We start from the raw sequence: 25,692 nt of genomic DNA, 5'->3' as shown, positions 1-25,692 counted from the left end.
GCATCGCAAGCCTCACCGGCTACTTCATGAGCCATGGCGTCAGCGACCAGGCCCTCGCCTCCCACAAGGCCATCGTCGCCGTCGCGGCAAGCCTGCGCAAACAGGCAAACATCATGGCATTCAGCGATACCTTCTTCCTCATCGGCATCGCCCTCATCATCGCGCTCTCCTCAAGCCTGATCCTAAAGAAACCCGCTCACCTCTCTGGCGGCGCCGCTCACTGACGTGCCGCGCCTCGAAGAGAAGGAGAACGTCATGACATTGCTGCACGATATGCCCAAGATCGTAAGTGTGAATTCCAGATCCGCGCGCGACGGCATGAATACCGCAGCGACCTTGAGCCTCGTCGAATGGCTGACGGGTGACGAATGCCACGCTCTCGACGAAGCGAGCCTGGTTGCCGGGCTTGGACGCCGCCTGCAGGCGCTCGGGCTTCCCGTCGACCGATTGAGCCTGCACCTGACGACGCTGCATCCCGAATTCGTCGGGCGCACCTTTGCCTGGGCGCCGGGCGAGCCGGTGGAAATACATGACCGTGAACATGGCACACGCCTGGCTTTCGCCAATACGCCGCTGCTCAAGGCGCAGGGAATGCGGGAACCGTTGATCGTCGGTCCCGGCGATAGCCCGTACGGCCCCTGGCAGCACATCGACATCTTTTCCGGCCGTGGGCTGGTGCAACTGATGATAGCGCCACTCTGCAACGCGGACGGGCCGATCAGCACGGCCGTCTTCGGCACGCACCGCCCCGGCGGCTTCACGCCGGTCGAACAGGAAGTGCTCGAGCGCATCCTGCCGGCGCTGCGCAATACCTGCGAGCTGCGGGTCCTACGGCAATGCGAGCTCAGCCTGCTCGACACCTATATCGGCCCCATGACGGCAAGCCGGATCCTTGCCGGGCACATCCGCCGCGGAGAGATCGAATCCATGGAGGCGGCCCTTCTGCTCTGCGACCTGCGCGGTTTCACCGAGCTTTCCAACCGGCTTGCGGGAGCCACCGTCCTCGGCCTCCTGAACGCCTACTTCGACAAGGTCGTACCGGCGATCAGCCGCGAGGGCGGCGAGGTGCTCAAATTCATGGGCGACGCCGTTCTCGCCTTCTTCCCGGGCATCGACGCGGCGGGGGCCTGCAATGCCGCATTGAGCGCGGCAAAGACGATCCTCGACGAGGTGGATGGCTTCCAGTATGACGGCATCGGCATCAAGGTCGGCATCGCGCTGCATTATGGCGAGGTCAGCTATGGCAATGTCGGCTCCGGCAACCGCCTGGACTTCACGCTGATCGGCCCCGACGTCAATGTCGTCAGCCGCATCCAGAGCGTCTGCAGCGAGAGAGGCGAAGCGCTTCTCCTATCCGACGCCTTCTATCGGCAAGCCGAAATCAAAGACGCCGCCTCGATCGGATCGCACCGCTTGAAGGGCTTCGCCGAGCCGATGGAGCTGTTTACACTCATTCGCTGAACGCCCATCGTCCGATTGATCGCAACTCCGGGGTTGTACGGAGAACCGAAGCGATCGCATGGATGTCCGTTGCACGGCCGGCGCAAGCCACGGCAGGCCCGCAACTCAGGTATTGACCGGACGAACGATACAGTCTGCGATGGCGTCGACTTCGTCGAGCGCTTCGGCATGGCGCTGCCCCCAATCGCAAAGCGCCAGCATCACAGGCTCGAGGCTGAGGCCGAGGGGGGTCGCCGAATAGTCCACCCGAGGGGGGACCTGCCGGAAGACTTCCCGGCTTACCAATCCATGCGCTTCCATCTCCCGAAGCTGCTGCACCAGAACTTTCTGGGTCACGGACGGAACGAGCCGGTTCAGTTCGGATAGCCGCTTCGGCCCATCGAGAAGATGATAGAGAATGACCGCCTTCCATCGGCCCGATATCGTCCGGATGGCACGTTCGATCGGCAGCACCGGCAATCTTTTCAATAGCTTGGTCATGCTTACCTTTTGGTGCGTATGGGAGAAATCTGTCTGTAGAGCTCCATGCCACCTTACAGATAAAAATATGCTCCTGTGAGCAGAAATACAGGAGAATGGTAATGAAAATTGCGCGTATCGATCAATTCGGCAGCCCTGATGTCTTTCGGATACTGGACGTTCCGCGACCCGAAATCGACGCGGACGAGGTTCTCGTGCGGGTTCATGCGTCCGGGGTGAATTTCTTCGAGGTGCTGATGCGACAGGACCGTTATGCCGTCACGCCGCAATTGCCGATGACCTTCGGGGTCGAGGTCGCAGGGACGATCGAGGCAGCCGGCCGCGACGTCGATATCGAAACAGGCAGCCGTGTCGTCGTGCCGCTTTTCGCGATCGGCCGTGACGGTGGATATGCGGACTATATCGTGGTCAAGGCCGCCGCCGTGATCCCGCTTCCCGATGCGATTTCGTTCGATGCCGGGGTCGCCTGCCTCGTTCAGGGATTGACCGCGCTTTACGCCGTCCGGCGCGCATCCCCACGCGGCAAGTCGGTGCTGGTCACGGCAGCCGGCGGCGGGGTGGGAACGCTGCTCATTCAGCTCGCCAAGATCGCCGGTGCGGCACATGTCGTCGCACTGGCGGGCTCGGACGAAAAGCTGGAACTCGCCTTGTCGCTCGGTGCCGACATGGCGATCGACCATCGGGACGGGAAATGGCTGTCCCGATGGCCGGAGACGGGACCCGAATCCCGCGTCGACATCGTCTACGACTTCGTCGGCGGCGCGCTGACAAATACCCTCGCCAGCGTGCTCGCACCGGCGGGAACATTGCTCTTCGGCGCTCTCGGCAGGTTCAGCCTGGACAACGAGACGATCAACGGCTTGCTTGCGAAGAGCCAGGCGATCGAAGGTCTGGCGCTGCTGCCGCTGGTGCAGGCAAGCGACCTGCGTCGGGATCTCGCGGAGCTGTTCGATCTGATCGCCGCAGGCCGACTGACGCCGGTCATCGGCGGACGTTTTCCATTGGAGCGCGCGGGCGACGCGCATCGGCTGATCGAATCCCGCGCATCCACCGGGAAAGTCGTCCTCACTCCAGGTTGATGCCCGGAGAGGCGGCACAGACCATATTTCTCGCGGGAAATGGACTGTTTCCGTCGGCCTGAAACCGCCAGTACAGCGGAAATGTTCAAGCGCGCGCGGCGGGTGAAACCACGGCGGCGCTTCATCTTGGGATGGGTGCGGCCTCACCCACCCATCCCCATTGCGCCCTTATTAAGCTTTTCCTAAAAGTCTTGCTTGACAGGCAATGCAACCCTTGCTTCTAATCCGCGGGCGAAAGCGAAAAGACTTGTAAGCGGAGCACCTATGGCGTTTCTACAGTCTATTTTTCACCAAGCCCCTGAGATCGCTCTTTTTTTATCGCTGGCCATCGGATATTGGATCGGCAAGTTCCAGTTCGGAAAATTTCAACTCGGCGGCGTCGCCGGGTCACTCTTGGTTGCCGTCGCCCTCAGCCAGATCGGCATCACCATCGACAACGGCATCAAGGCGGTCCTGTTCGCCTTGTTCATCTACGCCGTCGGCTTTGAAAGCGGACCGCAATTCTTCCGTTCGCTCGGGCGCCAGTCGATCCGTGAGATTCTGATGGCGGTCGTGCTCGCGATCAGCGGGCTTTTGACCGTTATCGTGCTGTCCAAGGCGTTCGGGCTCGACAAGGGACTGGCCGCAGGTGTCGCCGCCGGCGGATTGACGCAGTCGGCGATCATCGGCACGGCAAGTTCCGCGATCGGCAAGCTCGGCCTTGCCGCGGACGAGACGCAGCGCCTGCAGGCCAATGTCGCGATCGGTTATGCCGTCACCTATATTTTCGGCTCTTTCGGCGCGATCATCGTCTGCGTCAACATCCTTCCCTGGTTCATGGGCCGCAGCATCCGCGACGACGCGATCAAGGCGGAGGCAGCGCTCCTAGCTGGCGCCAAACTCTATGGACCCGGCGAGGCCGCCGCACTGCCGGATCTCGTCGGCCGCCTGTTTCAGGTCCGCCAGGCCGCCGGGCGCTCGATTGCCGAGATAGAGGCCGGCGCGGGAGACGGAGGCGCCGTTGCCATCGAACGCGTCAAGCGCGCCGGCACCATCATCGGGGTCGAGCCAAGCCTGCAACTGCAGACCGATGATATCGTGCTCGTCGTCGGCCGACGCGCCGGCGTGGTCGCGCTGGCGGCAACCATAGGACCGGAATTGCAGTCCTCGGAAGGGATGGACATGGTTGTCACGACACAGGACGTCGTGATCGCCAACAAGGATTATGCAGGCCATACGGTCGCCGAGATCATCGAGGCGACCAAGGACCTGCGTCACGGCGTCTTCGTCCTCCAGGTCAAGCGCGGCGGAAGCCCGCTCACTCTGCTTGCCGATACCCGCATCGCCGCTGGTGACGTCGTCACGATCCACGGCCTTCGCGAAGACCTCCAGCGCATCGCGAAGCAGGTCGGCACCGTCATCGTTCCCAGCGACAAGACGGACTTCGTGTTCCATGGGCTGGGGATCGTCATCGGCCTGCTCGTCGGCCTGCTCGTTTTGCGCATCGGCTCCATTCCGTTGACGCTCGGCAGCGGCGGCGGCGCGCTCTTGGCAGGCCTGGTCTTCGGCTGGTACCGCAGCCGCAACATGGCGATCGGCAACATGCCGACGAGCGCCTCCACGCTGCTTCGCGATCTCGGCCTTGCCGGTTTCGTCGCCGTCGTCGGGCTGCAGTCCGGCCAGCAGGCGGTGCACACGATCGCGGAAAGCGGCATTTCGCTGTTCCTGATCGGCGTCGTCGTCACCATCCTGCCGCTGATCATCACCATGCTCTTCGGCCGCTACGTTCTGCGGTACGATAACACCGCTATCTTTGCCGGTGCGCTTTCCGGATCGCGCAGCGCCAATCCGGCCTTCGGCGAAATCCTCGACAAGGCCGGCAACAGCGTTCCCACGACCCCTTTCGCCATAACCTATGCTCTGGCCAACGTCTTCCTGACCCTGCTTGGCCCCCTCGTCGTCGCCTTCGTCTGACATGCTCGACCGAGCAAGGAGAGAACCATGACCGACTACAGCAAGTTTGCGAAGCTGAGCCCTTTCGAACTCAAGGACGAACTCATAAAACTGGCTTCGGCCAAAGAAAACCGCATCATGCTCAATGCCGGCCGCGGCAATCCGAATTTCATGGCGACCTTGCCGCGCCGCGCCTTCTTCCGGCTCGGCCTCTTTGCCGCCGCGGAATCCGAGCTTTCCTATTCCTACATGCAGAAATGGATCGGCGGCCTGCCCAATATCGAGGGCATCGAGGCGCGCTTCGAGCGCTTTACCAGCGAAAATCGAGATCAGGCCGGCGTGGCCTTTCTGCAGCGCGCGCTCAGCTATGTCCGCGACCAGCTGGGTCTCTCCGGCTCGCAGTTCCTGCATGAAATGGTCGAGGGCATTCTCGGCTGCAACTATCCCGTTCCGCCGCGCATGCTGAAGATCAGCGAGCAGATCGTCCGGGAATACATCGTCAAGGAGATGATAGGCGGCTCGCTGACGGGCGACAGCATCGATCTCTTCGCCGTCGAGGGCGGAACAGCCGCCATGACCTATATCTTCAACACGTTGAAGCAGAACGGCATCGTCAGCAAGGGCGACAAGGTCGCCATCGGCATGCCGGTGTTCACGCCCTATATCGAGATCCCCGAGCTCGACGAATACGGCCTTGTCGAAGTCGCGATCAACGCCGATCCGAAACAAGAATGGCAATATACCGACGAGGAGCTCGACAAGCTGAAGGACCCGAACATCAAGGTGTTCTTCTGCATCAATCCCAGCAACCCGCCATCGGTGAAGCTGGACGATCGCAGCCTCGACAGGATTGCGGATATCGTCAAGAACCACAGGCGGGACCTGATCATCCTGACGGACGATGTTTACGGCACCTTCGCCGATAATTTCCGGTCGCTGTTTGCGACCTGCCCAAACAACACCATTCTTGTCTACTCCTTCTCGAAATATTTCGGCGCCACTGGCTGGCGCCTCGGCGTCGTCGCCACCCACCACAACAACGTTCTGGATGACAAGCTTCATGCCTTGCCGAAGGCTACCAAGACGGCGCTCGACAGGCGTTATGGCTCATTGCTACCGAATGTCGAAAAGCTGAAGTTCATTGACCGCCTGGTCGCGGACAGCCGCACGGTCGCGCTGAACCACACCGCCGGCTTGTCGACGCCGCAGCAGGTCCAGATGGTGCTGTTCTCGTTGTTTGCGCTCATAGACGAGAACGACATCTACAAATCGACGCTGAAGAAGATCATCCGCAAGCGCGAGGCCGCGCTTTATCGCGAGCTCGGCGTTTCCGTGACCGACAATCCGAATTCCGTCGATTACTACACGCTTCTCGACCTCGAGGACATCTCCCTCAAGCTCTACGGAGCGGAGTTCGCAAAATGGGTCAAGAAGAAGTTCTCGGCTAACGAGCTGCTGTTCCGCATTGCCGACGAGACCGGTATCGTCTTGCTTCCCGGCCGCGGTTTCGGCACCCAGCAACCCTCCGGGCGTGCTTCGCTCGCGAACCTCAATGAATACGAATATGCGGCAATCGGCCGGTCGCTCCGCAAGCTGGCGGATGAGTACTACGAGGAATTCAAGAAGAAAGCGCCGAAGTGACATTCACGTCCCGGCTATGACGACCACCCGGCGTCCGCTCTCTACGTTCACGGGCGCGTTAAAGACCGGCATAGCTACGCCGCCGTGCCGGAGCCTTTCAACCTCGTCAGCCATCCGGCTATCTCATCGGCAAGCAGATCCGGGCATTCCCGGTGCGGCGTGTGTCCGATATCCGGCAGGATACGGCAGACACCGCGGCCGCTGGCAATCCTGCGGGGATGGGCAAGCGAACCGTATTCGTCCCGATCCCCGTGGATCGCCAGAACGGGACGACTGATCTTGGCGAGCGTCGGCTCCAGGCTCCAGGATTCGAACGCGGGAGACAGCCAGGTCTCGATCCACGCCTTGAGAACCCAATCGGCTTTTTCGCCATGGTAGCGGGTGAGCCGGTCCAGGGCTCCCGGCGCGGCGAAGGCCTCTTGGGCCGCCTTGATGCCGTCGACAGTCCGGTCTTCGACGAAGGCCTGCGCCGCAATGGTGACGATGGCTTCGCATCTCTGCGCAAAGAAGGCGCCGGTCTCGACAGCCATGCCGCCGCCGACGCTATGCCCACATGCCACGAAGCGGTCGATCGCAAAGCTGTCCAGAACGAACGGAAGCTGATGGACCGCCTCGTCGCGCAGGAAATTCAAATCGAGCCTGTCATGGCGTGCAGCCGACTGACCGAAGCCAAGCCTGTCATAAGCGATCACGCGCCGCTGAAGAGTCGTCGCCAGCAATGCCGGAAAATCTCTCCAGAGCGTGACGCATCCAAGCGAATCGTGATGCAGAATAACGGGCACGCCGCCGCTCTCCGAACGGGGTGTCCATGACTTGGCAAACAAATCTCCCCTTGGTGTCGCGATCCAGTGCTCGGCTTCCTCGGTATTTCGCATTCCAACCTCTAAGCTGCAATCAACCGCCCGGCGACGATAGCCGGACGGCAGCATTTTTCTTTCTTCATGTCCACGGCCTGGAAGCTATCGCGATTTTCAGAGAAATGCCTCGGGCATATCGAAGCATCCGAACGATTTGCCGCCAGCGATGATGTTTCGGCAGCAACGGATGCCGCGCTTTCGGAGAGCCCCAAGTTCCTTGCCGAAGACCTCGATCCATCAGGCCGGTGCGTACAACCCCGCCTGATGGGCTGACCGATCCAGCTCCTCGCGAAAATCGGGGTGGGCCAACCCAATGAGCGCCTTGGCCCGCTCGGCCACGGATTTACCCTTGAGATTGGCCCAACCATATTCCGTGACAACGATATGGATATCATTGCGTGATGTCGTCACCGGGCCCGTCAATGTGGGAACGATCCGTGAAAGCGTTCCTTTCGCCGCCGTCGCATGGCAGGCGATGATCGAGCGTCCGCCGCGCGAAGCATATGCGCCGCGCACGAAATCCACCTGACCGCCCGATGCGCTGAACTGCCTTCCGTTGACGAATTCGGAATTGCACGCACCGTTGAGATCGATCTGCAGCGTGGCGTTGACCGATACCGCGCGGTCGTTCTGCGCGATGACAAAGGGATTGTTCACATATTCCACCGGATGCGCTTCAATATCCGGATTATTGTTCAGGAAATCGTAAAGCGGCTTGTCTCCCAGCGCGAAGGTGAAGATCGATCGCCCGACATGGGTCTGCTTGCGACTGTTGTCGACCACACCCGCCTTGACCAGGGCGGCAAGCCCTGACGTCATCATCTCGGTATGGATGCTGAGGTGACGATGTTGCGAAAGACCGGCGCAAACGGCGTCGGGCAGCGCGCCGATACCCATCTGCAAGCAATCGCCATCGTCCACCAGGCCGGCGATGATCGCACCGATGGCATCATCGACATCCGAGCGCGGCGCAGGAGCGAGCGCCGGCAGGCTGACGTCATTCTCGACCACTGCCGCGACGCTCGACACCGGAATCATGCAATTGCCGCGCACATAGGGCATGTTGGGGTTGACCTCGAGGATCAGCCGCGTGCCGGGCTTGCGGGATACCGCAAGGGAATAATCGGTACTGGCGCCAAGGCTGAAATTCCCGTCCGCATCCATGGGCGAGACTGTGGCAATCAGCGTATCCACGCCGACATGCTCGACCAGGGAGCGCGGCACCTGGCTGAAATGGCACGGCACAAGGTCGACGGCGGGCAACATCTCCGTCATCCGCCTCTTGTCGAGGGCGCGCTCCACCCCTCCGTGAAAATAACTCATGGGAATGATGCGGTCGCGCAGGTCGAAATCGAACACGCTGGTGCCGGCTATGCCTGTGCAGAGCAGATAGTAGAGCCGGAGGTCCCTCACGGACCCCGCCCTGGCGCGCTCCGCGAGCGCCGCAAGAACGGCCGGCGGTTGGCCGGCGGCGATCGGCATGGCGATCTTGGCGCCGGATGGTATCAGGGCAACGGCCTCATGTGCGGAACGCAGGCGTTCGCGATAGAGCGTCTGATGAGTAGTGGCCATTGAATCCTCCCCTTGAACGCCACCGCCGAAACAAATTGGCATCCACCGCGTGATCGCATCCGACCTCACCTCCATGACCGTTGCGAGCGCTTCTTGCAGTAGGACGCACTGACATAAAAGCGCGCAACTTGCTGTTTGCGCAAGACCCGAACATCAACCCGCCGCCAGTGAAAGCGTCCCTCACGCTCGTCGCGCGTATGCGACCACGGACGGCAACATCCAGTTTTCGGTCGCCGAGATCGAACGCCCGGCTCAGGGCCACATCGAAGCGCTCAAGAAGAAGATCAGGGACTGCAGGACATGGCGCGGACGCTCACCATGCTCGCCGGCACAGCTCGCGCCAGTAATGGCGAGGGTAATCGTGAAATCCTGCGTTCCCGAAAGAGGCAAGAGAACCCCGAGCGAGTGGTTGTCTGACGGCGGCATGCGCGGGAAATGCCCGGCGCATGCCGCCCGATCATGCCGATTTAGAATTCCTCCCACTCGCCTTCGACTGCAGCGGCGGCGGATGCCGAGCTGCCGCCAAATGCGGCGGCCAGTTTGGAATTCAAGGAGCGGGCCGGCGATGCGACCGGCCTGGAGGTTTCCAGAGATGCGAATTTCTGTCCGGATTGCACGCGGCGCTGGACCGGACGCGGCGTGTGGATCGCAGCCGGCGCGCTGGCCGGCGAACCGGTCAGGCGGAACTGCGCCAGTCGTTGCGAAAGAGCAGAAACTTCCGTCGCAAGCGTGTGCGAGGCGGCATTCGATTCTTCCACCATCGCCGCATTCTTCTGGGTCGACTGGTCCATCTGGTTGACGGCCGTATTGATTTCCTGAAGCCCGGTAGATTGTTCGCGAGCCGATTGAACGATCGCATGCACGTTGCGGTCGATCTGCTGCACTTCCTGGACGATGCCCTGCAAGGCATCGCCTGTCTCGGTCACGAGCGCGACGCCGTGCCGGACCTGATCGCCCGACGAGCTGATCAAGGCCTTTATCTCCTTGGCGGCACCGGCAGAACGCTGCGCCAGTTCGCGAACTTCCTGCGCCACCACGGCAAAACCCTTGCCCGCCTCACCCGCGCGGGCAGCCTCGACGCCGGCGTTGAGCGCAAGCAGGTTGGTCTGGAAGGCAATCTCGTCGATGACGACGATGATGTTCGAGATGGATTTCGACGAGCCCTCAATGTCATGCATCGCCTCGACCGCACGCCGGACGATCTCGCCCGACCGCTCGGCGTTCTGCTTTGTACGGGCAACCATCGAGCCTGCTTCTTCGGCTCGATTGGTGGAATCCTTTACCGAAGTCGTGATCTGTTCGAGCGCTGCGGCAGTTTCCTCCACCGATGCCGCCTGCTGCTCCGTCCGGCGTGCGAGGTCGTCGGCAGCGGAACGGATTTCGTCGGCACCGCTTTGTATCACGGAGGCATTCTGGTTGAATGAAAGCATGGCGGAGCGAAGCTTGGCCACCGATGCGTTGAAATTCGTCCGCGTCTCGTCCAGGGCAGCCGTGAAAGGCTGCTCGAGTGTAGTCGTCATGTCGCCGTCGGCAAGTTTCGCCAGACCCACCGCCAGTTCGCCGACGGCGAACTTGACATCGGCCTCCTGCGCCTGGTGAACCCGCGCACGCTCGATGCGTTCGGCCTCCTGCTGCGCGCGGCCGGCATGCGCCTCCGCCTCCAAACGCGCTCTCTCGCGATTGCTTTCCAGAAGAAGATTCAACGATTGCGACAGATCGCCAAGCTCGTCCTTTGCGCCAATGTCCTTAAACCGCACATCGAGCCTACCCGCGGCAAGCTCCGCGGTCTCGCCGATGACATTGGAGATGCGGCCGATGAAGCGCCGTGCGATCAGCCATCCCGCGAAACCGAGCAGCAACGCCGCCGCCACCGTCGTCGCGACCGCATCCCAGATCATTCTGTAGAGCTGCGCAAACAGCGTTGCCTTCGGCACGGAGATGATGGCGAACCAATCCGATCCCTCCACCAGTTTGACGGGAACGGCGACGGCAAGGGACGCCGTGCCATCCTGGCTCGTTATCTCCTGCTCGATGCCCGGCTTGGCAATCAAGCCGTCCCATCCGGCGGTTTCCGCACCGCTTTGCGAGAGGCTTTTTCCGATCAGCCCCGCGTCGGGATGGCTGACGATCTTGCCAGCGCCGGTCACCAGTCCGACAAAACCGCTTCCCATCGGGCGGATGGCGGAAAACGCCTTATTGGTATCCTGAAGCGATAGATCGAGCCCGGCAACGCCGACCGGCTTGCCATCGACAATGATCGGCTCGGCAACGGAGGTCATCAGGACATCCTTGCCATCCACCGCATAGGAATAGGGCTCGAGAATGATCGTTTTGCGTTGGTTGAACGGGATCTGGTAGTAATCGCCCGCACCTGAAACAGTGTAGTCTGCCAGCGCCGTGTGCGTAATCTGACCGCCGCTGCGAACCCAGTACGGTATGTAGCGACCCGTCTGGTCGTGCCCTTCCTTGCCGACGAAATCCTTGTCCTTGCCATCGAACGCGTTCGGCTCCCAACCCGTCCAGGTTCCAAGAATTTCGGGATTGGCCTGCAGGATATTGAGCAGGATCTTGTCGGCTTTGGCGCGATCGGCGTCACCGATCTGTTTCATCGTCGCCAGGACGGTATCCAGGCTGTCGGCGATGCGCACCTTGCCGCCGATATCCCTCTCGACCTTGAGGGCCTCGGCCCTCGCGATCCCGCGCATCTGCTCGATGCTGCCGGTACGAACATCGGTGTAGGAACGATAGAACAGAACACCGGAAGCGGCGACGACCGCCACGACGCCGCAAGCAGCGATAGAGAACAAATTACGACTTGTCGTTGATCCAAACAGCATTCACCCCTCCCAATTCGTGCTGAAATTCCATTTAATTCAAGGTAAAACTTCCAATCGCCAGTCAAAAATCCGAATTCGCGCAGCCTTTTCGGGCCTCAACTTTAAATTCATAGCAACTTATGATTAAAAAACGGTTCTTGAGGCAGAATAGCTCCGATTTATCTATCGGAGACCGTATGGAAATGCTCGCGATCCGCGCATATCATAATGCTTGCAACACATTGAAATATAAAGGAATTTCTTGGCGGTAACGGACCGTGCGGTGCCGGCGCTCTATTCGGCCCGATCAGCCGCGCGCCAGCCCATCAAAACGGCCTCTTCGCCCCCCGCCGGCGGCGGCGATCTTGCCACGAGGACAACCTCAAGCGAGCCGGGCCGCCGGTTCCTTTGTTCCGGATAGCAAGAGGCTGTCCCTCGAACACCGTCTTGTTGCGAATGGCATTTGAACGCGTGCCATCTCCGGCCGGAAGACGCTCGATCGGGGTCGCCGATGTCGTCCCTCTCGACACCCGAGCGTCGTCGGGCCAGATACGCTTGCCCTATTGCACGACGATACGGGAGCCGGTGCTCACACGGCCATAGAGATCGATGATATCCTGTGCGAGGAGACGGATGCAACCGGCGGAAACCGCCTTGCCGATCGACGACGGTGCATTGGTTCCATGCACGCGATAGTAGGTGTCCTGCCCGTCCTTGTATATGTAAAGAGCGCGCGCGCCGAGAGGGTTGCCAGGGCCTCCATCCACACCATCTTTGAAGCGCCCGTAGTGCTCCGGGCTGCGTCGGATCATGTTGGCCGTTGGAACCCAGCGCGGCCAGGTGCGCTTGAGCGCGATTGTCGCGGTCCCGCGAAAACTCCGGCTCATGGGCCCGACGCCCACCGCATAGCGAATGGCCCTGCCGCCCGGCCTGACGAAATAGAGGAAGCGTGCCCGCTGGTCGACGACGATGGTGCCCGCCGGCTCGCTCGTTTCGAAGTCGACCTCCCGGCGAATATGGTCAGGATTCATCTTTGCGACATCGACAGCTGGAATTCTGAATCCCGCGTCGATCATTTCGCGATATAGATATGCCGGGTCGTCGCCTTCGTCCGCGGTCGTTATCAGGCTCGGCGTATCGGATACGGCCGAAGATACGGTCACACTGCTGCTGGAGAGTTCGATATCTTCAGCTTTGGTTGAACACGCCCCAAGCATGAACAGTGCAACAGCCACAAACACCCACGTCATCTTCCAGTTTCTCAATCCTATTCTCCAACCTCGTTCGTTAGTTTTCAGTCGCGGAGAGGACCGACTGTGAGAAAAAGGCGAAAGGATGTACACAGGTTGAGTTTAGTCGCAGGCAGAGACTTTAAGATGTAGCCTGTTGCAGGAGCGGCACAGGTTCGGAAACCGGGACATGGCCGCGTCAGGCGGCGCCTGCGACCGGTTGCGCCGCCCGCCGCTTCCTGCAATGCAGTTGGGAATATCGATTCGAAGCATCATTGCGAGGCTCCATGATTTCCGGAAAACCCGAGAAAGGCCCGATTGCCGGCATCGCGCTCGCCTGCGCCGGCTATGCCTGCTTCGCGCTGCAGGATGCGATGGTGAAGTGGCTTGTCGCCAGCTATGAAGTGCCGGAGATCCTTTTCATGCGCAGCCTCGTCATCGTCGTGGTCGCCGGCGTGCTCGTGCGCTACCGGCGCCACCCGTCGATCTTCCAGAGCCCATATCGGGGCACGGTCGTTCTGCGCGCTGCATTGATGCTGCTTGCCTGGCTCCTGTTCTACAACGCGGCCCGCCATTTGGGCCTGGCCGAACTCACGACGCTTTATTTCTCGGCGCCCATTATCGTCATGGTCCTGTCGATCTTCATCCTCAAGGAGAAGATAGGCGCGGGTCGCTGGATCGCCTGCATAGGCGGCTTCATCGGTGTCGCGATCGCCGCAAATCCCAGTCATTCTCCAAACCTCGTGCCCGCTCTGATGTGTGTGGTTGCGGGTTTCTGCTGGGCGTGGAGCACGATCCTCATCCGCCTCGTCAGCCGAAGCGAGACGACGCTCACCCAGATGTACGCCACGAGCCTGCTGTTCGGGATAGCCTGCGCGCTGTCATTTCCGTGGATATGGAAAACGCCTGATGTCAGCGGCTGGGCGCTCATGCTGGGGCTTGGCGTCATCTCGACCATCGGGCAATTCCTGCTCTACGAAGGTTTCCGATACGCCCCCGCTTCCACGCTTGCGCCGATCGAATATAGCGGCCTCGTATGGGCCTTCATTTACGGGTACTTGATCTGGGCCGAGATCCCGGCCGCGAATGTCTTCGTCGGCGCACTTCTCATCATCGCCTCGAGCCTGCTGCTCGTCCTGTGGGAACGCCGCATGGAGGGCGCGCGCAAGAAGAGCGCCCAATACTAGCAGGGCCGACGCCGTCGATATCCGTTCAATGGAATAGCCTCGGCGCCGTCAGCACCGAGGCCGAGGTGAAATTTGCTTGTTCAGCCTGTATTGTCAGGTCACGATCCACAAGAGCATGACGCCCGATACAGGTCATCTTGAAAGACTTCGAGCGAGAGACATCTGATTGAGGAAGCCGATGGTTCGGTATGCATTGAAGGCGAAAGCTTGGACATGACATTGCAGATCAAACGAATCTACGAACCCGCAGCCGAGGAAGACGGAACGCGCATCCTTGTCGATCGGCTATGGCCCCGCGGCGTCAGCAAGGAGGAAGCGCATATCGACCTCTGGCTGAAGGACATAGCGCCCAGTGCCGAGCTTCGACGCTGGTTCGGTCACGATCCCGACAGGTGGGACGCGTTTCGCCAGCGCTACCTTGCCGAACTCCAGAGCAATCCGGTGGCCGTCGATGAACTCAGGCGAAAGATCGGCGGATCGACGGCAACGCTTCTTTACGGCGCCAAGGACACCGAGCACAATAACGCCGTGGTGCTCAGTGATTTCATCGGCAGCCGCTAGCCCCCGGCATCGATGGCCTCCAAGTCGCCGACGCGCTATCTTTTATTGCTGGGCGGAAGCAGCGCGATTGCGCTCAAGCTCCAGCTGATGGATCTGCTGTTCGAGCCTGGCAATCACGCCGTCTTTCTCGGCCAACGCCGCCTGGACCGCCGCTGCCTCGAACATCTGCGGAATGTGCTGGGGACAGTTGGCATCCCAAGCCGCGACATCGAACAGGATCACCTGCTCGACGCGCGCCTTGTACCCCTCCGGAAACAGCCGCCCGGCCAGCGCTTCGTCTCCTTCGACCACCCTTGCCTTTCCCCAGATCTTGACGCGCTGGCGATAGGCATAGTCGATGAGGAAAAGATGGGCCTTCGGATTCTCTTCCAGGTTCCCCTGCGTGATGTACTGACGGTTTCCGGCAAAATCGACGAACGCGATGGTCTTGGTGTCGAGAACCCTCAGGAAACCCGGCGGCCCGCCACGGTGTTGAACATAGGGCTGGCCTTCGGCATTCGCCGTCGCCAGGAAAGCGGTCGTCCGGCTTTCGATGAAGGCCTTCAGGTCCGTCGAGATTGCCGTCTGCCACGAACCTCCCGTCTCCATTCGTTCATAGGCCCGCCGGGATCCTTTGCGAACCTGGATCGCCTTCACTATTGGACTGAACGCTATATCGCTGGCATGGCCAGAATTCGTCTCGGACATGGTTCACCTGATTGGGCAGGGGTTGTTGTCGATCACAGAGATATGCCGGCCGCACAAACGAGCGGCCGGCCGGCATCAGACGGCTTTTCCGGCCCTGACAATCGGAAAGTCGATGTCCGTGTCGGCGACCTTGTTGATGTAGTTTGTCCATGTATTCAGGGCGACATGCAGCACGATCTCGATGATCTGGGCATCGTCGTAGCCCGCAGCCCTGACGGCCTCCACGTCGTCCTGTGTGACGCTGCCGCGCTCGCGCGCAACCTTGACCGCGAAGATGATCGCGGCCTCGGCCTTCGGATCGGTGGACCGTCCCTGCCGATTTGCTTCCATTTCGGATGCGCTTAGTTTGGCCAGGGTCTCGCCGAGATAGCTATGTGCCGAAAGGCAATAGTCGCAACCGTTAACCTCGGCGACCGCCAGCGCTATGCGGTTCCGTGTCTGGACCGAGAGCTTGCCCTTTGAAAGCGCCCCAAAAAGACCAAGGTGGCCTTCCAGCGACTGGGGACTCACCGCCATCAGGCGAAAGAGATTCGGCGCGACGCCGAGTTGTTGCTTGACGGCGTTCAGCAGGGGCTGTGATGCCGACGGTGCCGCTTCGATAGAGGCGGGAATGGCAATGCGGGACATGGGATTTCCTTTCTTCGTGACCCGCAACAAAAGTTAGATACTTTCGAATTCCGCGACTATCGTCTATAAATGGGAATGATCCTCTCATTTTATGGAAATCATGCCAGACCGCCTCGAAGCCATGTCGATCCTCGTATCTGTCGCCGATGAGGGCAGTCTCTCGGCAGCGTCGCGCAGACTTGATCTTCCGCTTGCCACCGTCAGCCGCAAGATTTCGGAACTTGAGGCACATCTGGGAACACGCCTTTTCCAGCGCGCGGGACGCGGCCTGATCCTGACGGAAATCGGAAGGGACTACACGTCCGCGTGCCGCCGCATCCTGGAGGATGTAACGGAAGCCGAGCGTCTGGCGTCCGGCGAGTTTCGTGCGCCGAAGGGCAATCTCGTCGTCACGGCGCCGCTTGTCTTCGGCCGGCTGCATCTCCTTCCCGTCATTGTCGAATTTTTGAAGACTTATCCCGAGATCGACGTTCGCCTGGTCCAGTCGGACCGGCTTTTCGATCTTCCCGAGGAGCATGTGGACCTGGCAGTGCGCATCGGCAAGCCACCCGACAGCAGCCTTCTGTCACGCAATATCGGAACGACCCGGCGCGTCATCTGCGCCAGCCCCGGCTATTTGATGGAGCATGGCAGTCCCCAGAAACCGGATGACCTGCAACAACATGTCTGCGTCAGCTTCGAAGGCTTGATGTCGACGCAGTCATGGTCCTTTCGAAAGGACCGATCCGAAGAGAATGTAGCAATTCATTCGCGCCTTGCCGTCAACACAGCGGAAGCCGCCATAGATGCCGCCGTCGCCGGGCTCGGCCTGGTTCGCGTGCTCTCATACCAGGTTCAGGATCTCGTCGCGCAAGGGCTCTTGAAAACAGTGCTCGACGAGGCCGAACAAGACCCCTGGCCCATCAGCATTCTTTACCCGTCACGCGGGCTGGTTCCGCAGAAGGTAAGGGTCTTTCTCGATTTCGCGACACGCGGGTTGAAGCGCCGCCTCGATCCGCCTGCGAGCCATGCCCATGATTGAGACACCGCAACGGGAAGGATACGAAGGCCGAAACAATCCCAACAGCCGGCTGTATCGAGCGTGCAAGGATGCTTCTATGTCTTCTGCGCTCGCGCCACAGGCGAACATCGGCGCTCGTCATCCAGCCCGACGACCCGATTTGAAGACACACATAGAAGGCGTGGAATCCTTCAGGCGCAACATTTAAGGGAGAAATTTTACTCCTCGTTCACCTTATGATTACTAAGGTCGCCTTGCCAATAACAAGGAAGTACCGATGAAGAAGATTTTCATTGCCGTCGTTGCCGCTGCAACGCTCGCAGCGCCTCTTGCCAATGCGCAGGAATGGCCCCGTCGCCACCATGACCGTCATGGAGACGTGCATCGCAACGCTCCCCCGCACGGACCCGGACGTCCCGGATGGGGACCGCATCGCGGCAAGGACGTGCGCGGTTACTATCACGGCTATCAGGGTTACCGCGATCGGCGGCCCGGCTATCGTCGCCACAGCGACGGCCTCTGGTATCCTGCAGCCGCATTTGCACTCGGTGCGATCATCGGCGGCGCCTTGAACAACTAAGCATCGACGCGACGATAAAATACACAGAAAGCCGGAGCCATGCTCCGGCTTTTCATCCGTCTGCGATCATGATCGTGCGGAGAGTTGATAACGCTCGGCCAGGACCGCGGACATGAGCTCGACAAGCTCGGCAACACGGCCGGTCTTCTCCCAGGAGTAGATCGACGTGACCATTGCCGTCTCCATACCCAGAAACCCCGCCGGCCGGATATCATAGTCCTTGACCGTGCTGATCGGAATCAGGGAGATGCCAAGGCCGGCTTCGACGGCAACAAGCACGCTATTGAGACTTGTGCTGGTAAAGGCGACATAGAAGCGGCGGCGTTCACGTTCCAGACGCTCGAACATCGTTTCACGATAGAGACCACCCACGGAAAAAGCGACCAGCGGAATGGGATCGACCCAGATGCGGGGCGCTTTTGCACTTTCAAACCAGCCCACGGCCTCCGGAAAGCTCGCCCGATGATCGGCGCTTGCCGTCGTCTCCTTGACGACCACGATGTCGAACTCCCCAGTGCGAAAGCGTCGGGTAAGATCACGGCTGAGACCGGTCGTCACATCGAGGCGGATCTCGCGATGCGCTTCCGAAAAGGACGCGAAGGTTTCGCTCATCGGCAAGGTGACGATGTCGTCTGGAAGTCCAATACGAATAGCGGCCGTGCCGGCAGGATCGGCAAGCAGCGTTTCAGCCTCGTGTTGCAAAGAGAGAATGCGCCGGGCGTAGCCTAGAAGCCGCTCGCCTGCCTCCGTCGCCCTGACGGGTCGATCCGTTCGATCGATAAGGACGCGGTCGACCGCCTGCTCGAGACGGCCGAGCTGCTGGCTGATCGTCGATTGGGTCATGTGCAGCCGCTCGGCGGCGGCGGTGAAGCTTCCGGTATCCGCTATGGTGACAAAGGCGCGCAACAGGCGTTGATCCAACATAATCCATCAGACCTTCGAATGATCGGGTTGCGACATGCTATCCGAACTTTTCACATCCACATCCTATCCTTGTATCATGCACAATATGAATATGATCTATGGAAACATTTAATTTCAGAATGTCGGCAATTTCACCTACATTCGAGCCGGCTCCCGCGCCGCCCAGCTGCGACCAGGCGAGTCCAGCCCCTCGAGCCGGACTATCTGTTCAGGACAATCGGGCCGCACGCAAACATGACAATCAAGAGAGTTGTGATGACGAAACCGATGTTTCCTGCCGCCTGCGCAATGCGGCTTTGCCGAGGTTCTGGCAATCGCGGCAGTCGATAAGCCCAAAGGCACGTTGAAGCGGCGTATCGGCCGCCGCCCCCTAAACACTATTGAAAACAGGAGGAGATGATAGGTGCGAAGAAGACTCGCTATCAGCGTTATGGTCTTCATGACATTTATCGTTACTCCGCTTTTTGCATCGGAACGGACAATGAGCGAGGCAAAGCTATTTGCGGCGGCTTCCAGCGATGATATCGGCGAGATCCGGACACTTCTTGCCGGCGGCGTGGATATCGATGCGCGAAACAAATCGGGCGAAACCCCGCTGCTGGTGGCAACACATAAAAACAATATCGAGGCGGCCAAGGCGTTGATCGAGGCCGGCGCGGACGTGAACGCCAAGGACATGATCCTGGACAGCCCCTATCTGTATGCCGGAGCGCGCGGCCATCTTGAAATTCTGAAGATGACGCTTGGCCATGGTGCGGATCTCAAAAGCACGAACCGGTTCGGCGGCACAGCCCTCATCCCGGCTTCGGAACGCGGGCATGTCGAGACGGTTCGAGCGTTGATCGAAGCGGGCGTCGATGTGGACCACGTCAACAACCTCGGCTGGACCGCCCTGATCGAGGCCATCATCTTGAGCGATGGCGGAGAACGGCATCAGCAGATCGTTCAAGCCCTGGTCGATGCGAAGGCCGACGTCAATCTTGCCGACGGTGAAGGAGCGACGCCTCTCCAGCTCGCCCGCAGTCGCGGCTACGCGACAATCGCCGACATTCTCCTCAAAGCCGGCGCAAGATAAAGAGACCACCATGAACAAGGAATCGCCATTCCTTTGCGAAGCGATCGAACTCGCCTACTCGAATTCCGAACAGGGCGGTCGTCCGTTCGGAGCTCTCGTCGTTAAAGACGACAATGTCATCGCAACCGGCGTCAACGAAATCCTCAGCACCAACGATCCGACGGCTCACGCGGAGATGACCGCCATCCGCCTCGCCAGCCGGAAGCTCCAGTCAGCCAGCCTTAAGGGATGTACCGTCTATGCTAGCGGCCACCCCTGCCCCATGTGCATGGCGGCGATGCGGCTGGCGGGCATAGATCGGGTCGTCTATGCCTACTCCAATGATGACGGCGCGCCGTTTGGCCTTTCGACCGCAGCGATTTACGAGGATCTGGCCAAGCCCTTCGCCGAGCAGTCGATGAAAATCGATCATGTCGCGGTTCGCTTGAAATCACGGCCCGACCTCTACGCCGACTGGAAGCGCCGGCAGGAAACCCGAGCTTAAATTATGGAAAAGACCACCCTGCCAACTTCCACGGGCCCGCTTCTGCTGGCCGTTGCGATCATCGGACTCAACTTGAGGCCTTTTATCACCAGCATCGGGCCGCTTGCCGCCGATATCCGGGCGGAAACCGGCCTTGGGCTGCAGGGCATGTCCCTTCTGACGCTTGTGCCGATGATCCTGATGGGGCTCGTCGCCTTCGTCGGCCCCTCGCTTCAAAGCGGAATAGGCGCACGCCGGTCGATAATCGCGGCGCTTGCCGTGCTGGGAACGGGATCGGTCCTGCGTCTCTTTTCCAACTCGGGCTGGGCGCTGGTGGCAACGGCGGCGGTGATCGGTTTCGGCGTCGCAATCGTGCAGGCTGTATTCCCGGGCGTCATAAAACGCATGTTTCCGGCAAACGCCGCCCGCGTCATGGGCCTCTACTCCTCGATGCTGATGGGCGGCGGCGCATTCGGGGCAAAAGTCTCGCCGCTCATCGCCGACACGACAGGCGACTGGCACATGGGCCTCGCGTGGCTTGCCATCCCCGCCGTGGTCGCCGTCTTTCTCGCATGGGTCTATCTGCCATCGGATGACCAATCCGGGCCGGCCGGGAATGTCGCCTCAGGATTGCTCAGGCGCCCGCGTACCTGGCTCCTGATGGCCTGTTTCGGGCTCGTCAACGGTGGTTATTCTTCCGCCGTCGCATGGCTGGCGCCGTCTTATCAGGCACAAGGATGGAGCGGCCCCGCAAGCGGAAGCCTGCTCGCAGTCATGGCCGTATGCCAGGCCGCGTCGGCGCTGTTCTTTCCCATGCTGATCGGCCGGGACGGCGATCGCAGAAAGTGGGTATGGCTGACGCTCCTGTTTCAAGCGGCGGGCTTTGCGGGCCTGGGGTTCTGGCCACAGCTTGCGCCCTCGGTCTGGGCCGCATTGATCGGCGCCGGGCTCGGCGGTTGTTTCGCGTTGTCGATGGTGGTGGCGCTCGACCATCTGGCGGTCCCCGCGCACGCCGGGGCCTTGTCGGCCCTGATGCAGGGCGGCGGCTTCCTGATCGCGGCTATTCCGCCGTGGATCGTCGCAGTTCTGCATGATCTGACAGGCGGCTACCAGGCTGGCTGGATGCTCCACCTGACAAACGTGATGATCGTCATGGTACTGACGTATCGGCTGGCTCCACACACCTACGAAAAGGCGCTGCCGATGACGAAAGAGGTCGCGATACGCGATCCGAAATGCATCGCGTAGCGCCATTCACCAGGAAGCCGGCCCCTCCACGCTCGATGTCCTCGATCAATTCCAGGAAAGGTGCATAACGGTTTTCCGTCCGGCATTGCGTGAAAACAAAAGGATGGAGCGTTTTCGCAGTTCGAAGAAAGGCGGAAAGGCTCCAGAGCCCTTCAGATTGAGTTTCACCGGTCCCTATCACGCGTCGGAAGCGGCGAATGCAACCATATTCCTGCCGTTTGCCTTCGCCGCATAGAGATTCCTGTCCGCGGCATCGAGACACTTTTCGGCATCGAAGCCTGCTTCGCACCATACCGCGCCGATGCTTACGGAAACGCGCACGATCGCTCCGGAAGACACGCGAACGTCCAGATGCGCGATGGCCAGCCTGATCGCCTCGGAGCGTTCGGGCATGTCTTCGGCCGACAGTCCGCCAAAGAAAAGCACAAACTCCTCGCCTCCCAGGCGGCCCGCGAGGTCGTCGCGACCGCAATGGGCATTCAGCACCTGACCTGCACAGCGCAGAACCTCATCGCCGGCCGCGTGCCCGTATCGATCGTTGATCGACTTGAAATGGTCGAGATCGAGAAACAGCAAACCTCCCGACATGCCCGATTTGCCGAAGCCGTCCAGATCCTCCTGAAAGGCCTGGCGATTGAGAACATTCGTCAGCCCGTCGCGCCGTGACTGCAGCCGTAGCTCCTCATAGGCGCTGGCAAGCCGCAAGAGCGCATCTGCTGCCCGCGCTTCGGCTCTCCGAAGCTTTTCCGACTGACGAAAATGGAAGGCGGAAACGGGGATCGCTATGGTCAGCGGGCAAAGGATGGCCATCATCAACCCGAGGCCATCAACCTGGCCGCCGAGAGCAGGAACGATGCTGAAGCAGATCGCCAGGGAAGCCGCGAGAGATAGGAAGCCGGTCAAAACGGCTTTGATCAGAACAATGCGCATAGCAAAACCGCCGGATCAATTGCACCCAGGTCCATTAGCTATGATTTCCTTAAGATCCTCTACGCGAATACGTAAAACACCATTCATTTGCGGAAAGGATTGCCCCACCGGCAGATTTGCCTGGATCACCGGATAGAAACTCCGGAAGGCTGCAAAGCGGCTTAGCCGCCAGTGCCTGCCCTACTTTCACTCCATCGCTGCGACGGCTGCTATGACGACCGTCTCAAGGCGTAGTGCTTGAGAATATCGACCATGTTGCTGTCCGAAGGGACTTCCCGCAGATCGGCGCGCTCCGCCACGGAATCCAGATGATGGAGCAGCAACTCTTCGGCCGCCTTGCCATCCCCGGACATGAGGGCCGTGATGATGCGTTCATGCTCGTCCACAGCGCATTCCGTTGAATGGTTGCGGGCAAAGCGGGCAAGAATGAGGGAACAGCGTGAAACCACCTCGCGCACGAAGCGGGTCAACGACGGCGAGCCCGTGAGTTCCGCCAGAAGTATGTGAAACTCACCCGTCAAACGAATGGACAGAGACGAATTGCTGGATTTCGCCTGCTGCTCGGATCGAACGTGGGCACGAAGCCGGTCGCATTCCTTCTTGCTGAGCTGCCCGGCAAGCCTGCGAACGACTTCGGCTTCCAGCATGCGCCGCAGCGAAAATATGTCCCGCGCCTCTTCTGCCGATGGCGCGGCAACGGATGCGCCCTTATTGGCCTCTATGTCCACGAGCCCATCGCCACGCAGCTGCTGAAGTGCGGCCCTGACACTCGTGCGGCTGACTTCGAACTGCTCCGCGATAATGTCCTCGGCCAATTTTGTTCCCGGCTTGAGGGCCTGCTCGAGAATGGCCTCGCGCAACGCATTGTACACAAAATTGGCGCGGCTCGGCTTTTTTTCCACGTCTGTCAATTCCCCACCCCGGCATCGGCGGCAACAGAATCACTGCCGTGCCCAACCTTTACAAGAATATCAGCGCGGCTTCAAAACGCGATGTTGTATTACGTATACTTTCATTGTATACAACCAATGTGTGCGAAGTTTAACCGTGCGGGGGAGCATGGCGTCGCGCATATCTGAAAATGGGGAGGAAATTTATGAAATATGGGATCTTGTGGGCTGGCGTCGCTTGCGCGTTCGCCACGCTGGGCATGTTGACTCCGACGATTTCCCGAGCCGACACGCTCGATGCGGTAAGGCAGCGCGGCAAGGTGGTATGCGGCGTATCGCTTGCCAACCCTGGCTTCGCGGCACCGGACGACAAGGGGCGGATGGAAGGCTTCGATGCCGATATCTGCCGCGCGGTCGCCGCGGCGGTGTTTGGCGACGGCGAAAAAGTGGAGTTTGTTCCGACCAACATCAATACTCGCTTCCAGGCGCTTCAGTCCGGCGAGATCGACATCCTGTCCCGGCAGACGACGCTGACCTTTTCCCGCGATGCCTCGCTCGGCCTCGATTTCGGCCCTTACGTCTTTTTCGACGGCCAGGGACTGATGGTTCCGAAATCACTGGGGATCACCAGCGCCAAGGAGCTGAAAGACGCCGCGATCTGCACCCTGCCCGGAACGACCACGGCTCAAAATCTCAGCGATTTCTTTGCAGCCCAAGGCGCCAAGTTCGAAATGGTGGTATTCGAGAGCCCTGACGAAAATCGCGCCGCCTTCTTCAGCGGCCGTTGCGAGGCCATTTCCTCCGATCGTTCCGACCTGGCCTCGATCCGAGCGGTTGCCAACAACCCCGACGACTACGTGGTTCTTCCCGAAACCATTTCGAAGGAACCGCTCGCGCCGGCAGTTCGGCAGAACGATTCCAACTGGCGGGACATCGTATCCTGGTCCATCTGGATGCTGATGGCTGCCGAAGAGAAGGGCATCAGCCAGGGCAACGTCGACGAAAAGCTGAAAAGCGACGACCAGGAAATCCAGCGCATGCTCGGCGCGACGGACGAGCTCGGTCCGATGCTGAAGCTGGACAAGAAGTGGGGCTATAACATCATCAACTCGGTCGGGAACTACGGTGAGATCTTCGACCGCAATCTCGGCGAAAAGACTCGCCTGGGTCTGACGCGCGGTCCGAATACGCCATGGAATGCCGGGGGCCTGCTGTATGCCCCGCCTTTCCGCTAAGGAAACCGGTCCCGTATTCGGCATTCCGAATACGGGACATCCCCGGCCCTCGAATTTTCGGAAGAATGCATGACCTTGCTTCATGATGTGAGGTATCGCGCGCTGTTCTATCAGTGCCTGGTGGTCGCGCTCGTCGCCGTCCTCGGCTGGTCCATGTTCACGACGGCGAGCCAGAATTTGGCCAAGCAGGATATCGCGACCGGCTTCGGCTATCTGTCAAGACAGGCAGGCTTCGTCATCAGCGAAGCGGCGATCGACTACCAGCCAAGCGACACTGTCGCGCGTGCTTTGCTGGTCGGCATCGCCAATACCGTGAAAGTCTCGCTGTTATCGGCACTATTTGGCACCTTCATCGGCTTGCTCGTTGGTATCGGGCGAATGTCGCGCAATCCATTGCTGCAGCGCTTGATGCTTGTCTATGTCGAGCTGCTGCGCAACGTTCCTTTGTTGCTGTATCTGCTCTTCTGGTATGCGCTGGTCATAAACGTCTTGCCACCGGTTCGTGCGGCGCTGGAAATAGCTCCGCATGTCTATCTTTCCAACAGCGGGCTTGCCGTTCCCGCCGTATCGGCAGCGGATGGATTTGCTCTTCCATTGACTGCGATTGTCATCGGGCTGATGGCAGCCGTTCTCGTCCATCGTATTGCATTGCATCGCCGTCTCGCTCACGGACAACCCAATTATGGCGGCACAATTGCGTTTGCCGTTGCCGTCGCTCCGCTCCTGCTGGTCTGGCTTGTATACGGAGTCAACTTGAGCTGGGACAATCCCCAGCCGGGTCGCTTCCGCCTGAGCGGCGGCCTGCAGATCCGGCCTGAATTCGTGGCGCTTCTCTTCGGCCTCGCGCTCAACGTGTCGGCAAACGTAGCCGAGATCGTACGGGCCGGAATTCAAGCCATCGGCAAGGGGCAATGGGAAGCCTCGATGGCGCTGGGCCTTTCACGCGGCCGTACAATGCGTTTGGTCGTGTTGCCGCAGGCGTTGCGGATCATGATCCCGCCGCTCACGAACATATATCTGACCGTCTTCAAGAATAGCTCGCTGGCGATCGCTATCGGCTATCCCGATCTTGTCATGGTGTCGAATACCATCATGAACCAAACCGGACAGGCCATGGAAACGATAGCGGTGTTCATGGCGGTATATCTCGGCCTTTCCATTGTGATCTCGCTCCTCATGAACTGGTCCAATGCCCGCATTGCGTTGAGGGAGCGCTGA

The 25,692-nt window shown here is 60.2% G+C and carries 24 protein-coding genes and 1 pseudogene; 14 read left to right on the top strand and 11 right to left on the bottom strand.

Annotated features, from left to right (window positions below):
• Positions 1–224 (top strand): annotated as a pseudogene (locus GR212_RS21675) (EmrB/QacA family drug resistance transporter); the annotation flags it as partial.
• Positions 225–273: 49 nt separating this feature from the next.
• A complete protein-coding gene (locus tag GR212_RS21670) occupies positions 274–1,461 on the top strand; it encodes an adenylate/guanylate cyclase domain-containing protein (RefSeq protein WP_432444391.1) in 1,188 nt (395 codons plus the stop codon).
• Positions 1,462–1,566: 105 nt separating this feature from the next.
• Here GR212_RS21670 and GR212_RS21665 read toward each other — a convergent pair whose 3' ends face one another.
• Positions 1,567–1,941 (bottom strand): winged helix-turn-helix transcriptional regulator, encoded by a 375-nt coding sequence (locus GR212_RS21665; protein WP_163989251.1) that lies wholly within the window; start codon positions 1,939–1,941, stop codon positions 1,567–1,569.
• A gap of 101 nt (positions 1,942–2,042) precedes the next feature.
• Between GR212_RS21665 and GR212_RS21660 the strand changes: the two genes are divergently transcribed.
• The 3 genes from GR212_RS21660 to GR212_RS21650 all read left to right on the top strand — a co-directional run bounded on the left by GR212_RS21660 (position 2,043) and on the right by GR212_RS21650 (position 6,593).
• On the top strand, positions 2,043–3,020 hold the full coding sequence (locus tag GR212_RS21660) for a quinone oxidoreductase family protein (protein ID WP_163989249.1): 978 nt from the start codon (positions 2,043–2,045) through the stop codon (positions 3,018–3,020).
• Between the two features lie 264 nt (positions 3,021–3,284).
• Positions 3,285–4,973 (top strand): aspartate-alanine antiporter, encoded by a 1,689-nt coding sequence (aspT, locus tag GR212_RS21655; protein WP_163989248.1) that lies wholly within the window; start codon positions 3,285–3,287, stop codon positions 4,971–4,973.
• Between the two features lie 27 nt (positions 4,974–5,000).
• Positions 5,001–6,593: a bifunctional aspartate transaminase/aspartate 4-decarboxylase gene (locus GR212_RS21650; RefSeq protein WP_163989247.1), complete on the top strand. Its 1,593-nt coding sequence runs from the start codon at positions 5,001–5,003 to the stop codon at positions 6,591–6,593.
• A gap of 74 nt (positions 6,594–6,667) precedes the next feature.
• On the opposite strand, the gene GR212_RS21645 is transcribed toward GR212_RS21650, so the two are convergent.
• From GR212_RS21645 to GR212_RS21625, 5 genes are all read right to left on the bottom strand, one after another.
• Positions 6,668–7,468: an alpha/beta fold hydrolase gene (locus tag GR212_RS21645; RefSeq protein WP_163989246.1), complete on the bottom strand. Its 801-nt coding sequence runs from the start codon at positions 7,466–7,468 to the stop codon at positions 6,668–6,670.
• A gap of 219 nt (positions 7,469–7,687) precedes the next feature.
• Positions 7,688–9,022 (bottom strand): acetyl-CoA hydrolase/transferase family protein, encoded by a 1,335-nt coding sequence (locus tag GR212_RS21640; protein WP_163989245.1) that lies wholly within the window; start codon positions 9,020–9,022, stop codon positions 7,688–7,690.
• Between the two features lie 252 nt (positions 9,023–9,274).
• Positions 9,275–9,448 (bottom strand): hypothetical protein, encoded by a 174-nt coding sequence (locus GR212_RS21635; RefSeq protein WP_163989244.1) that lies wholly within the window; start codon positions 9,446–9,448, stop codon positions 9,275–9,277.
• Between the two features lie 41 nt (positions 9,449–9,489).
• On the bottom strand, positions 9,490–11,859 hold the full coding sequence (locus GR212_RS21630) for a methyl-accepting chemotaxis protein (RefSeq protein WP_163989243.1): 2,370 nt from the start codon (positions 11,857–11,859) through the stop codon (positions 9,490–9,492).
• Between the two features lie 539 nt (positions 11,860–12,398).
• The gene (locus GR212_RS21625; protein ID WP_246725853.1) at positions 12,399–12,869 is read right to left on the bottom strand and encodes a L,D-transpeptidase; all 471 of its coding nucleotides are present in this window, start codon (positions 12,867–12,869) and stop codon (positions 12,399–12,401) included.
• A gap of 485 nt (positions 12,870–13,354) precedes the next feature.
• Here GR212_RS21625 and GR212_RS21620 point away from each other — a divergent pair, with 485 nt between their 5' ends.
• Positions 13,355–14,254: a DMT family transporter gene (locus GR212_RS21620; protein ID WP_163989242.1), complete on the top strand. Its 900-nt coding sequence runs from the start codon at positions 13,355–13,357 to the stop codon at positions 14,252–14,254.
• Positions 14,255–14,467: 213 nt separating this feature from the next.
• Positions 14,468–14,815 carry a DUF488 domain-containing protein gene (locus GR212_RS21615; protein WP_163989239.1) on the top strand — a complete coding sequence of 116 codons (348 nt, stop codon included), beginning with the start codon at positions 14,468–14,470 and terminating at the stop codon, positions 14,813–14,815.
• 42 nt (positions 14,816–14,857) lie between these two features.
• Here GR212_RS21615 and GR212_RS21610 read toward each other — a convergent pair whose 3' ends face one another.
• Both GR212_RS21610 and GR212_RS21605 read right to left on the bottom strand, forming a co-directional pair.
• A complete protein-coding gene (locus GR212_RS21610; protein ID WP_163989237.1) occupies positions 14,858–15,502 on the bottom strand; it encodes a pyridoxamine 5'-phosphate oxidase family protein in 645 nt (214 codons plus the stop codon).
• Between the two features lie 75 nt (positions 15,503–15,577).
• Entirely contained in the window at positions 15,578–16,129 is a 552-nt protein-coding gene (locus tag GR212_RS21605) for a carboxymuconolactone decarboxylase family protein (RefSeq protein ID WP_163989236.1), read from the bottom strand.
• Positions 16,130–16,229: 100 nt separating this feature from the next.
• On the opposite strand from GR212_RS21605, the gene GR212_RS21600 reads away from it, so the two are divergent.
• Positions 16,230–17,150, top strand: coding sequence for a LysR family transcriptional regulator (locus tag GR212_RS21600; RefSeq protein ID WP_246725852.1), 921 nt, complete (start codon positions 16,230–16,232; stop codon positions 17,148–17,150).
• 256 nt (positions 17,151–17,406) lie between these two features.
• Entirely contained in the window at positions 17,407–17,709 is a 303-nt protein-coding gene (locus tag GR212_RS36875; protein WP_204326695.1) for a hypothetical protein, read from the top strand.
• 66 nt (positions 17,710–17,775) lie between these two features.
• Here the strand turns inward: GR212_RS36875 and GR212_RS21590 are convergent, their stop codons facing one another.
• Entirely contained in the window at positions 17,776–18,633 is an 858-nt protein-coding gene (locus GR212_RS21590; protein WP_163989234.1) for a LysR family transcriptional regulator, read from the bottom strand.
• Positions 18,634–19,114: 481 nt separating this feature from the next.
• Between GR212_RS21590 and GR212_RS21585 the strand changes: the two genes are divergently transcribed.
• Genes GR212_RS21585 through GR212_RS21575 form a run of 3 tightly spaced genes read left to right on the top strand, consistent with a single transcriptional unit; the run spans position 19,115 to position 21,419 of the window.
• Positions 19,115–19,708 carry an ankyrin repeat domain-containing protein gene (locus tag GR212_RS21585; protein ID WP_246725851.1) on the top strand — a complete coding sequence of 198 codons (594 nt, stop codon included), beginning with the start codon at positions 19,115–19,117 and terminating at the stop codon, positions 19,706–19,708.
• Positions 19,709–19,718: 10 nt separating this feature from the next.
• Positions 19,719–20,192 (top strand): nucleoside deaminase, encoded by a 474-nt coding sequence (locus GR212_RS21580; RefSeq protein ID WP_163989232.1) that lies wholly within the window; start codon positions 19,719–19,721, stop codon positions 20,190–20,192.
• A 3-nt stretch (positions 20,193–20,195) separates the two neighbouring features.
• Positions 20,196–21,419, top strand: coding sequence for a cyanate transporter (locus tag GR212_RS21575; protein WP_163989230.1), 1,224 nt, complete (start codon positions 20,196–20,198; stop codon positions 21,417–21,419).
• A 177-nt stretch (positions 21,420–21,596) separates the two neighbouring features.
• On the opposite strand, the gene GR212_RS21570 is transcribed toward GR212_RS21575, so the two are convergent.
• Both GR212_RS21570 and GR212_RS21565 read right to left on the bottom strand, forming a co-directional pair.
• Positions 21,597–22,349 carry a GGDEF domain-containing protein gene (locus tag GR212_RS21570; protein ID WP_163989228.1) on the bottom strand — a complete coding sequence of 251 codons (753 nt, stop codon included), beginning with the start codon at positions 22,347–22,349 and terminating at the stop codon, positions 21,597–21,599.
• Positions 22,350–22,558: 209 nt separating this feature from the next.
• Positions 22,559–23,251 carry an FCD domain-containing protein gene (locus GR212_RS21565; protein WP_163989226.1) on the bottom strand — a complete coding sequence of 231 codons (693 nt, stop codon included), beginning with the start codon at positions 23,249–23,251 and terminating at the stop codon, positions 22,559–22,561.
• Positions 23,252–23,445: 194 nt separating this feature from the next.
• Between GR212_RS21565 and GR212_RS21560 the strand changes: the two genes are divergently transcribed.
• Positions 23,446–24,474 carry an amino acid ABC transporter substrate-binding protein gene (locus GR212_RS21560; protein ID WP_163989224.1) on the top strand — a complete coding sequence of 343 codons (1,029 nt, stop codon included), beginning with the start codon at positions 23,446–23,448 and terminating at the stop codon, positions 24,472–24,474.
• Positions 24,475–24,543: 69 nt separating this feature from the next.
• Positions 24,544–25,692 (top strand): amino acid ABC transporter permease, encoded by a 1,149-nt coding sequence (locus GR212_RS21555; RefSeq protein ID WP_163989222.1) that lies wholly within the window; start codon positions 24,544–24,546, stop codon positions 25,690–25,692.

This window comes from Martinezella lusitana (genome assembly GCF_010668395.1).
GTDB classification, from domain to species: domain Bacteria; phylum Pseudomonadota; class Alphaproteobacteria; order Rhizobiales; family Rhizobiaceae; genus Rhizobium; species Rhizobium lusitanum_A.
The sequence above is the reverse complement of the archived record's forward strand: the minus strand, read 5'-3'. Positions and strand labels throughout refer to the sequence as shown.

Bases quoted from the DNA above. Each gene is read 5' to 3' on its own strand.
- GR212_RS21555 (WP_163989222.1), top strand. From the start codon at position 24,544: ATGACCTTGCTTCATGATGTGAGGTATCGCGCGCTGTTCTATCAGTGC.
- GR212_RS21615 (WP_163989239.1), top strand. From the start codon at position 14,468: ATGACATTGCAGATCAAACGAATCTACGAACCCGCAGCCGAGGAAGAC.
- GR212_RS21650 (WP_163989247.1), top strand. From the start codon at position 5,001: ATGACCGACTACAGCAAGTTTGCGAAGCTGAGCCCTTTCGAACTCAAG.
- GR212_RS21645 (WP_163989246.1), bottom strand. From the start codon at position 7,468: ATGCGAAATACCGAGGAAGCCGAGCACTGGATCGCGACACCAAGGGGA.
- GR212_RS21600 (WP_246725852.1), top strand. From the start codon at position 16,230: ATGCCAGACCGCCTCGAAGCCATGTCGATCCTCGTATCTGTCGCCGAT.
- GR212_RS21590 (WP_163989234.1), bottom strand. From the start codon at position 18,633: ATGTTGGATCAACGCCTGTTGCGCGCCTTTGTCACCATAGCGGATACC.
- GR212_RS21660 (WP_163989249.1), top strand. From the start codon at position 2,043: ATGAAAATTGCGCGTATCGATCAATTCGGCAGCCCTGATGTCTTTCGG.
- GR212_RS21580 (WP_163989232.1), top strand. From the start codon at position 19,719: ATGAACAAGGAATCGCCATTCCTTTGCGAAGCGATCGAACTCGCCTAC.
- GR212_RS21625 (WP_246725853.1), bottom strand. From the start codon at position 12,869: ATGAATCCTGACCATATTCGCCGGGAGGTCGACTTCGAAACGAGCGAG.
- aspT (WP_163989248.1), top strand. From the start codon at position 3,285: ATGGCGTTTCTACAGTCTATTTTTCACCAAGCCCCTGAGATCGCTCTT.
- GR212_RS21630 (WP_163989243.1), bottom strand. From the start codon at position 11,859: ATGCTGTTTGGATCAACGACAAGTCGTAATTTGTTCTCTATCGCTGCT.
- GR212_RS21610 (WP_163989237.1), bottom strand. From the start codon at position 15,502: ATGTCCGAGACGAATTCTGGCCATGCCAGCGATATAGCGTTCAGTCCA.
- GR212_RS21670 (WP_432444391.1), top strand. From the start codon at position 274: ATGCCCAAGATCGTAAGTGTGAATTCCAGATCCGCGCGCGACGGCATG.
- GR212_RS36875 (WP_204326695.1), top strand. From the start codon at position 17,407: ATGAAGAAGATTTTCATTGCCGTCGTTGCCGCTGCAACGCTCGCAGCG.
- GR212_RS21640 (WP_163989245.1), bottom strand. From the start codon at position 9,022: ATGGCCACTACTCATCAGACGCTCTATCGCGAACGCCTGCGTTCCGCA.
- GR212_RS21635 (WP_163989244.1), bottom strand. From the start codon at position 9,448: ATGCCGCCGTCAGACAACCACTCGCTCGGGGTTCTCTTGCCTCTTTCG.
- GR212_RS21570 (WP_163989228.1), bottom strand. From the start codon at position 22,349: ATGCGCATTGTTCTGATCAAAGCCGTTTTGACCGGCTTCCTATCTCTC.
- GR212_RS21575 (WP_163989230.1), top strand. From the start codon at position 20,196: ATGGAAAAGACCACCCTGCCAACTTCCACGGGCCCGCTTCTGCTGGCC.
- GR212_RS21585 (WP_246725851.1), top strand. From the start codon at position 19,115: ATGAGCGAGGCAAAGCTATTTGCGGCGGCTTCCAGCGATGATATCGGC.
- GR212_RS21560 (WP_163989224.1), top strand. From the start codon at position 23,446: ATGAAATATGGGATCTTGTGGGCTGGCGTCGCTTGCGCGTTCGCCACG.
- GR212_RS21620 (WP_163989242.1), top strand. From the start codon at position 13,355: ATGATTTCCGGAAAACCCGAGAAAGGCCCGATTGCCGGCATCGCGCTC.
- GR212_RS21605 (WP_163989236.1), bottom strand. From the start codon at position 16,129: ATGTCCCGCATTGCCATTCCCGCCTCTATCGAAGCGGCACCGTCGGCA.
- GR212_RS21665 (WP_163989251.1), bottom strand. From the start codon at position 1,941: ATGACCAAGCTATTGAAAAGATTGCCGGTGCTGCCGATCGAACGTGCC.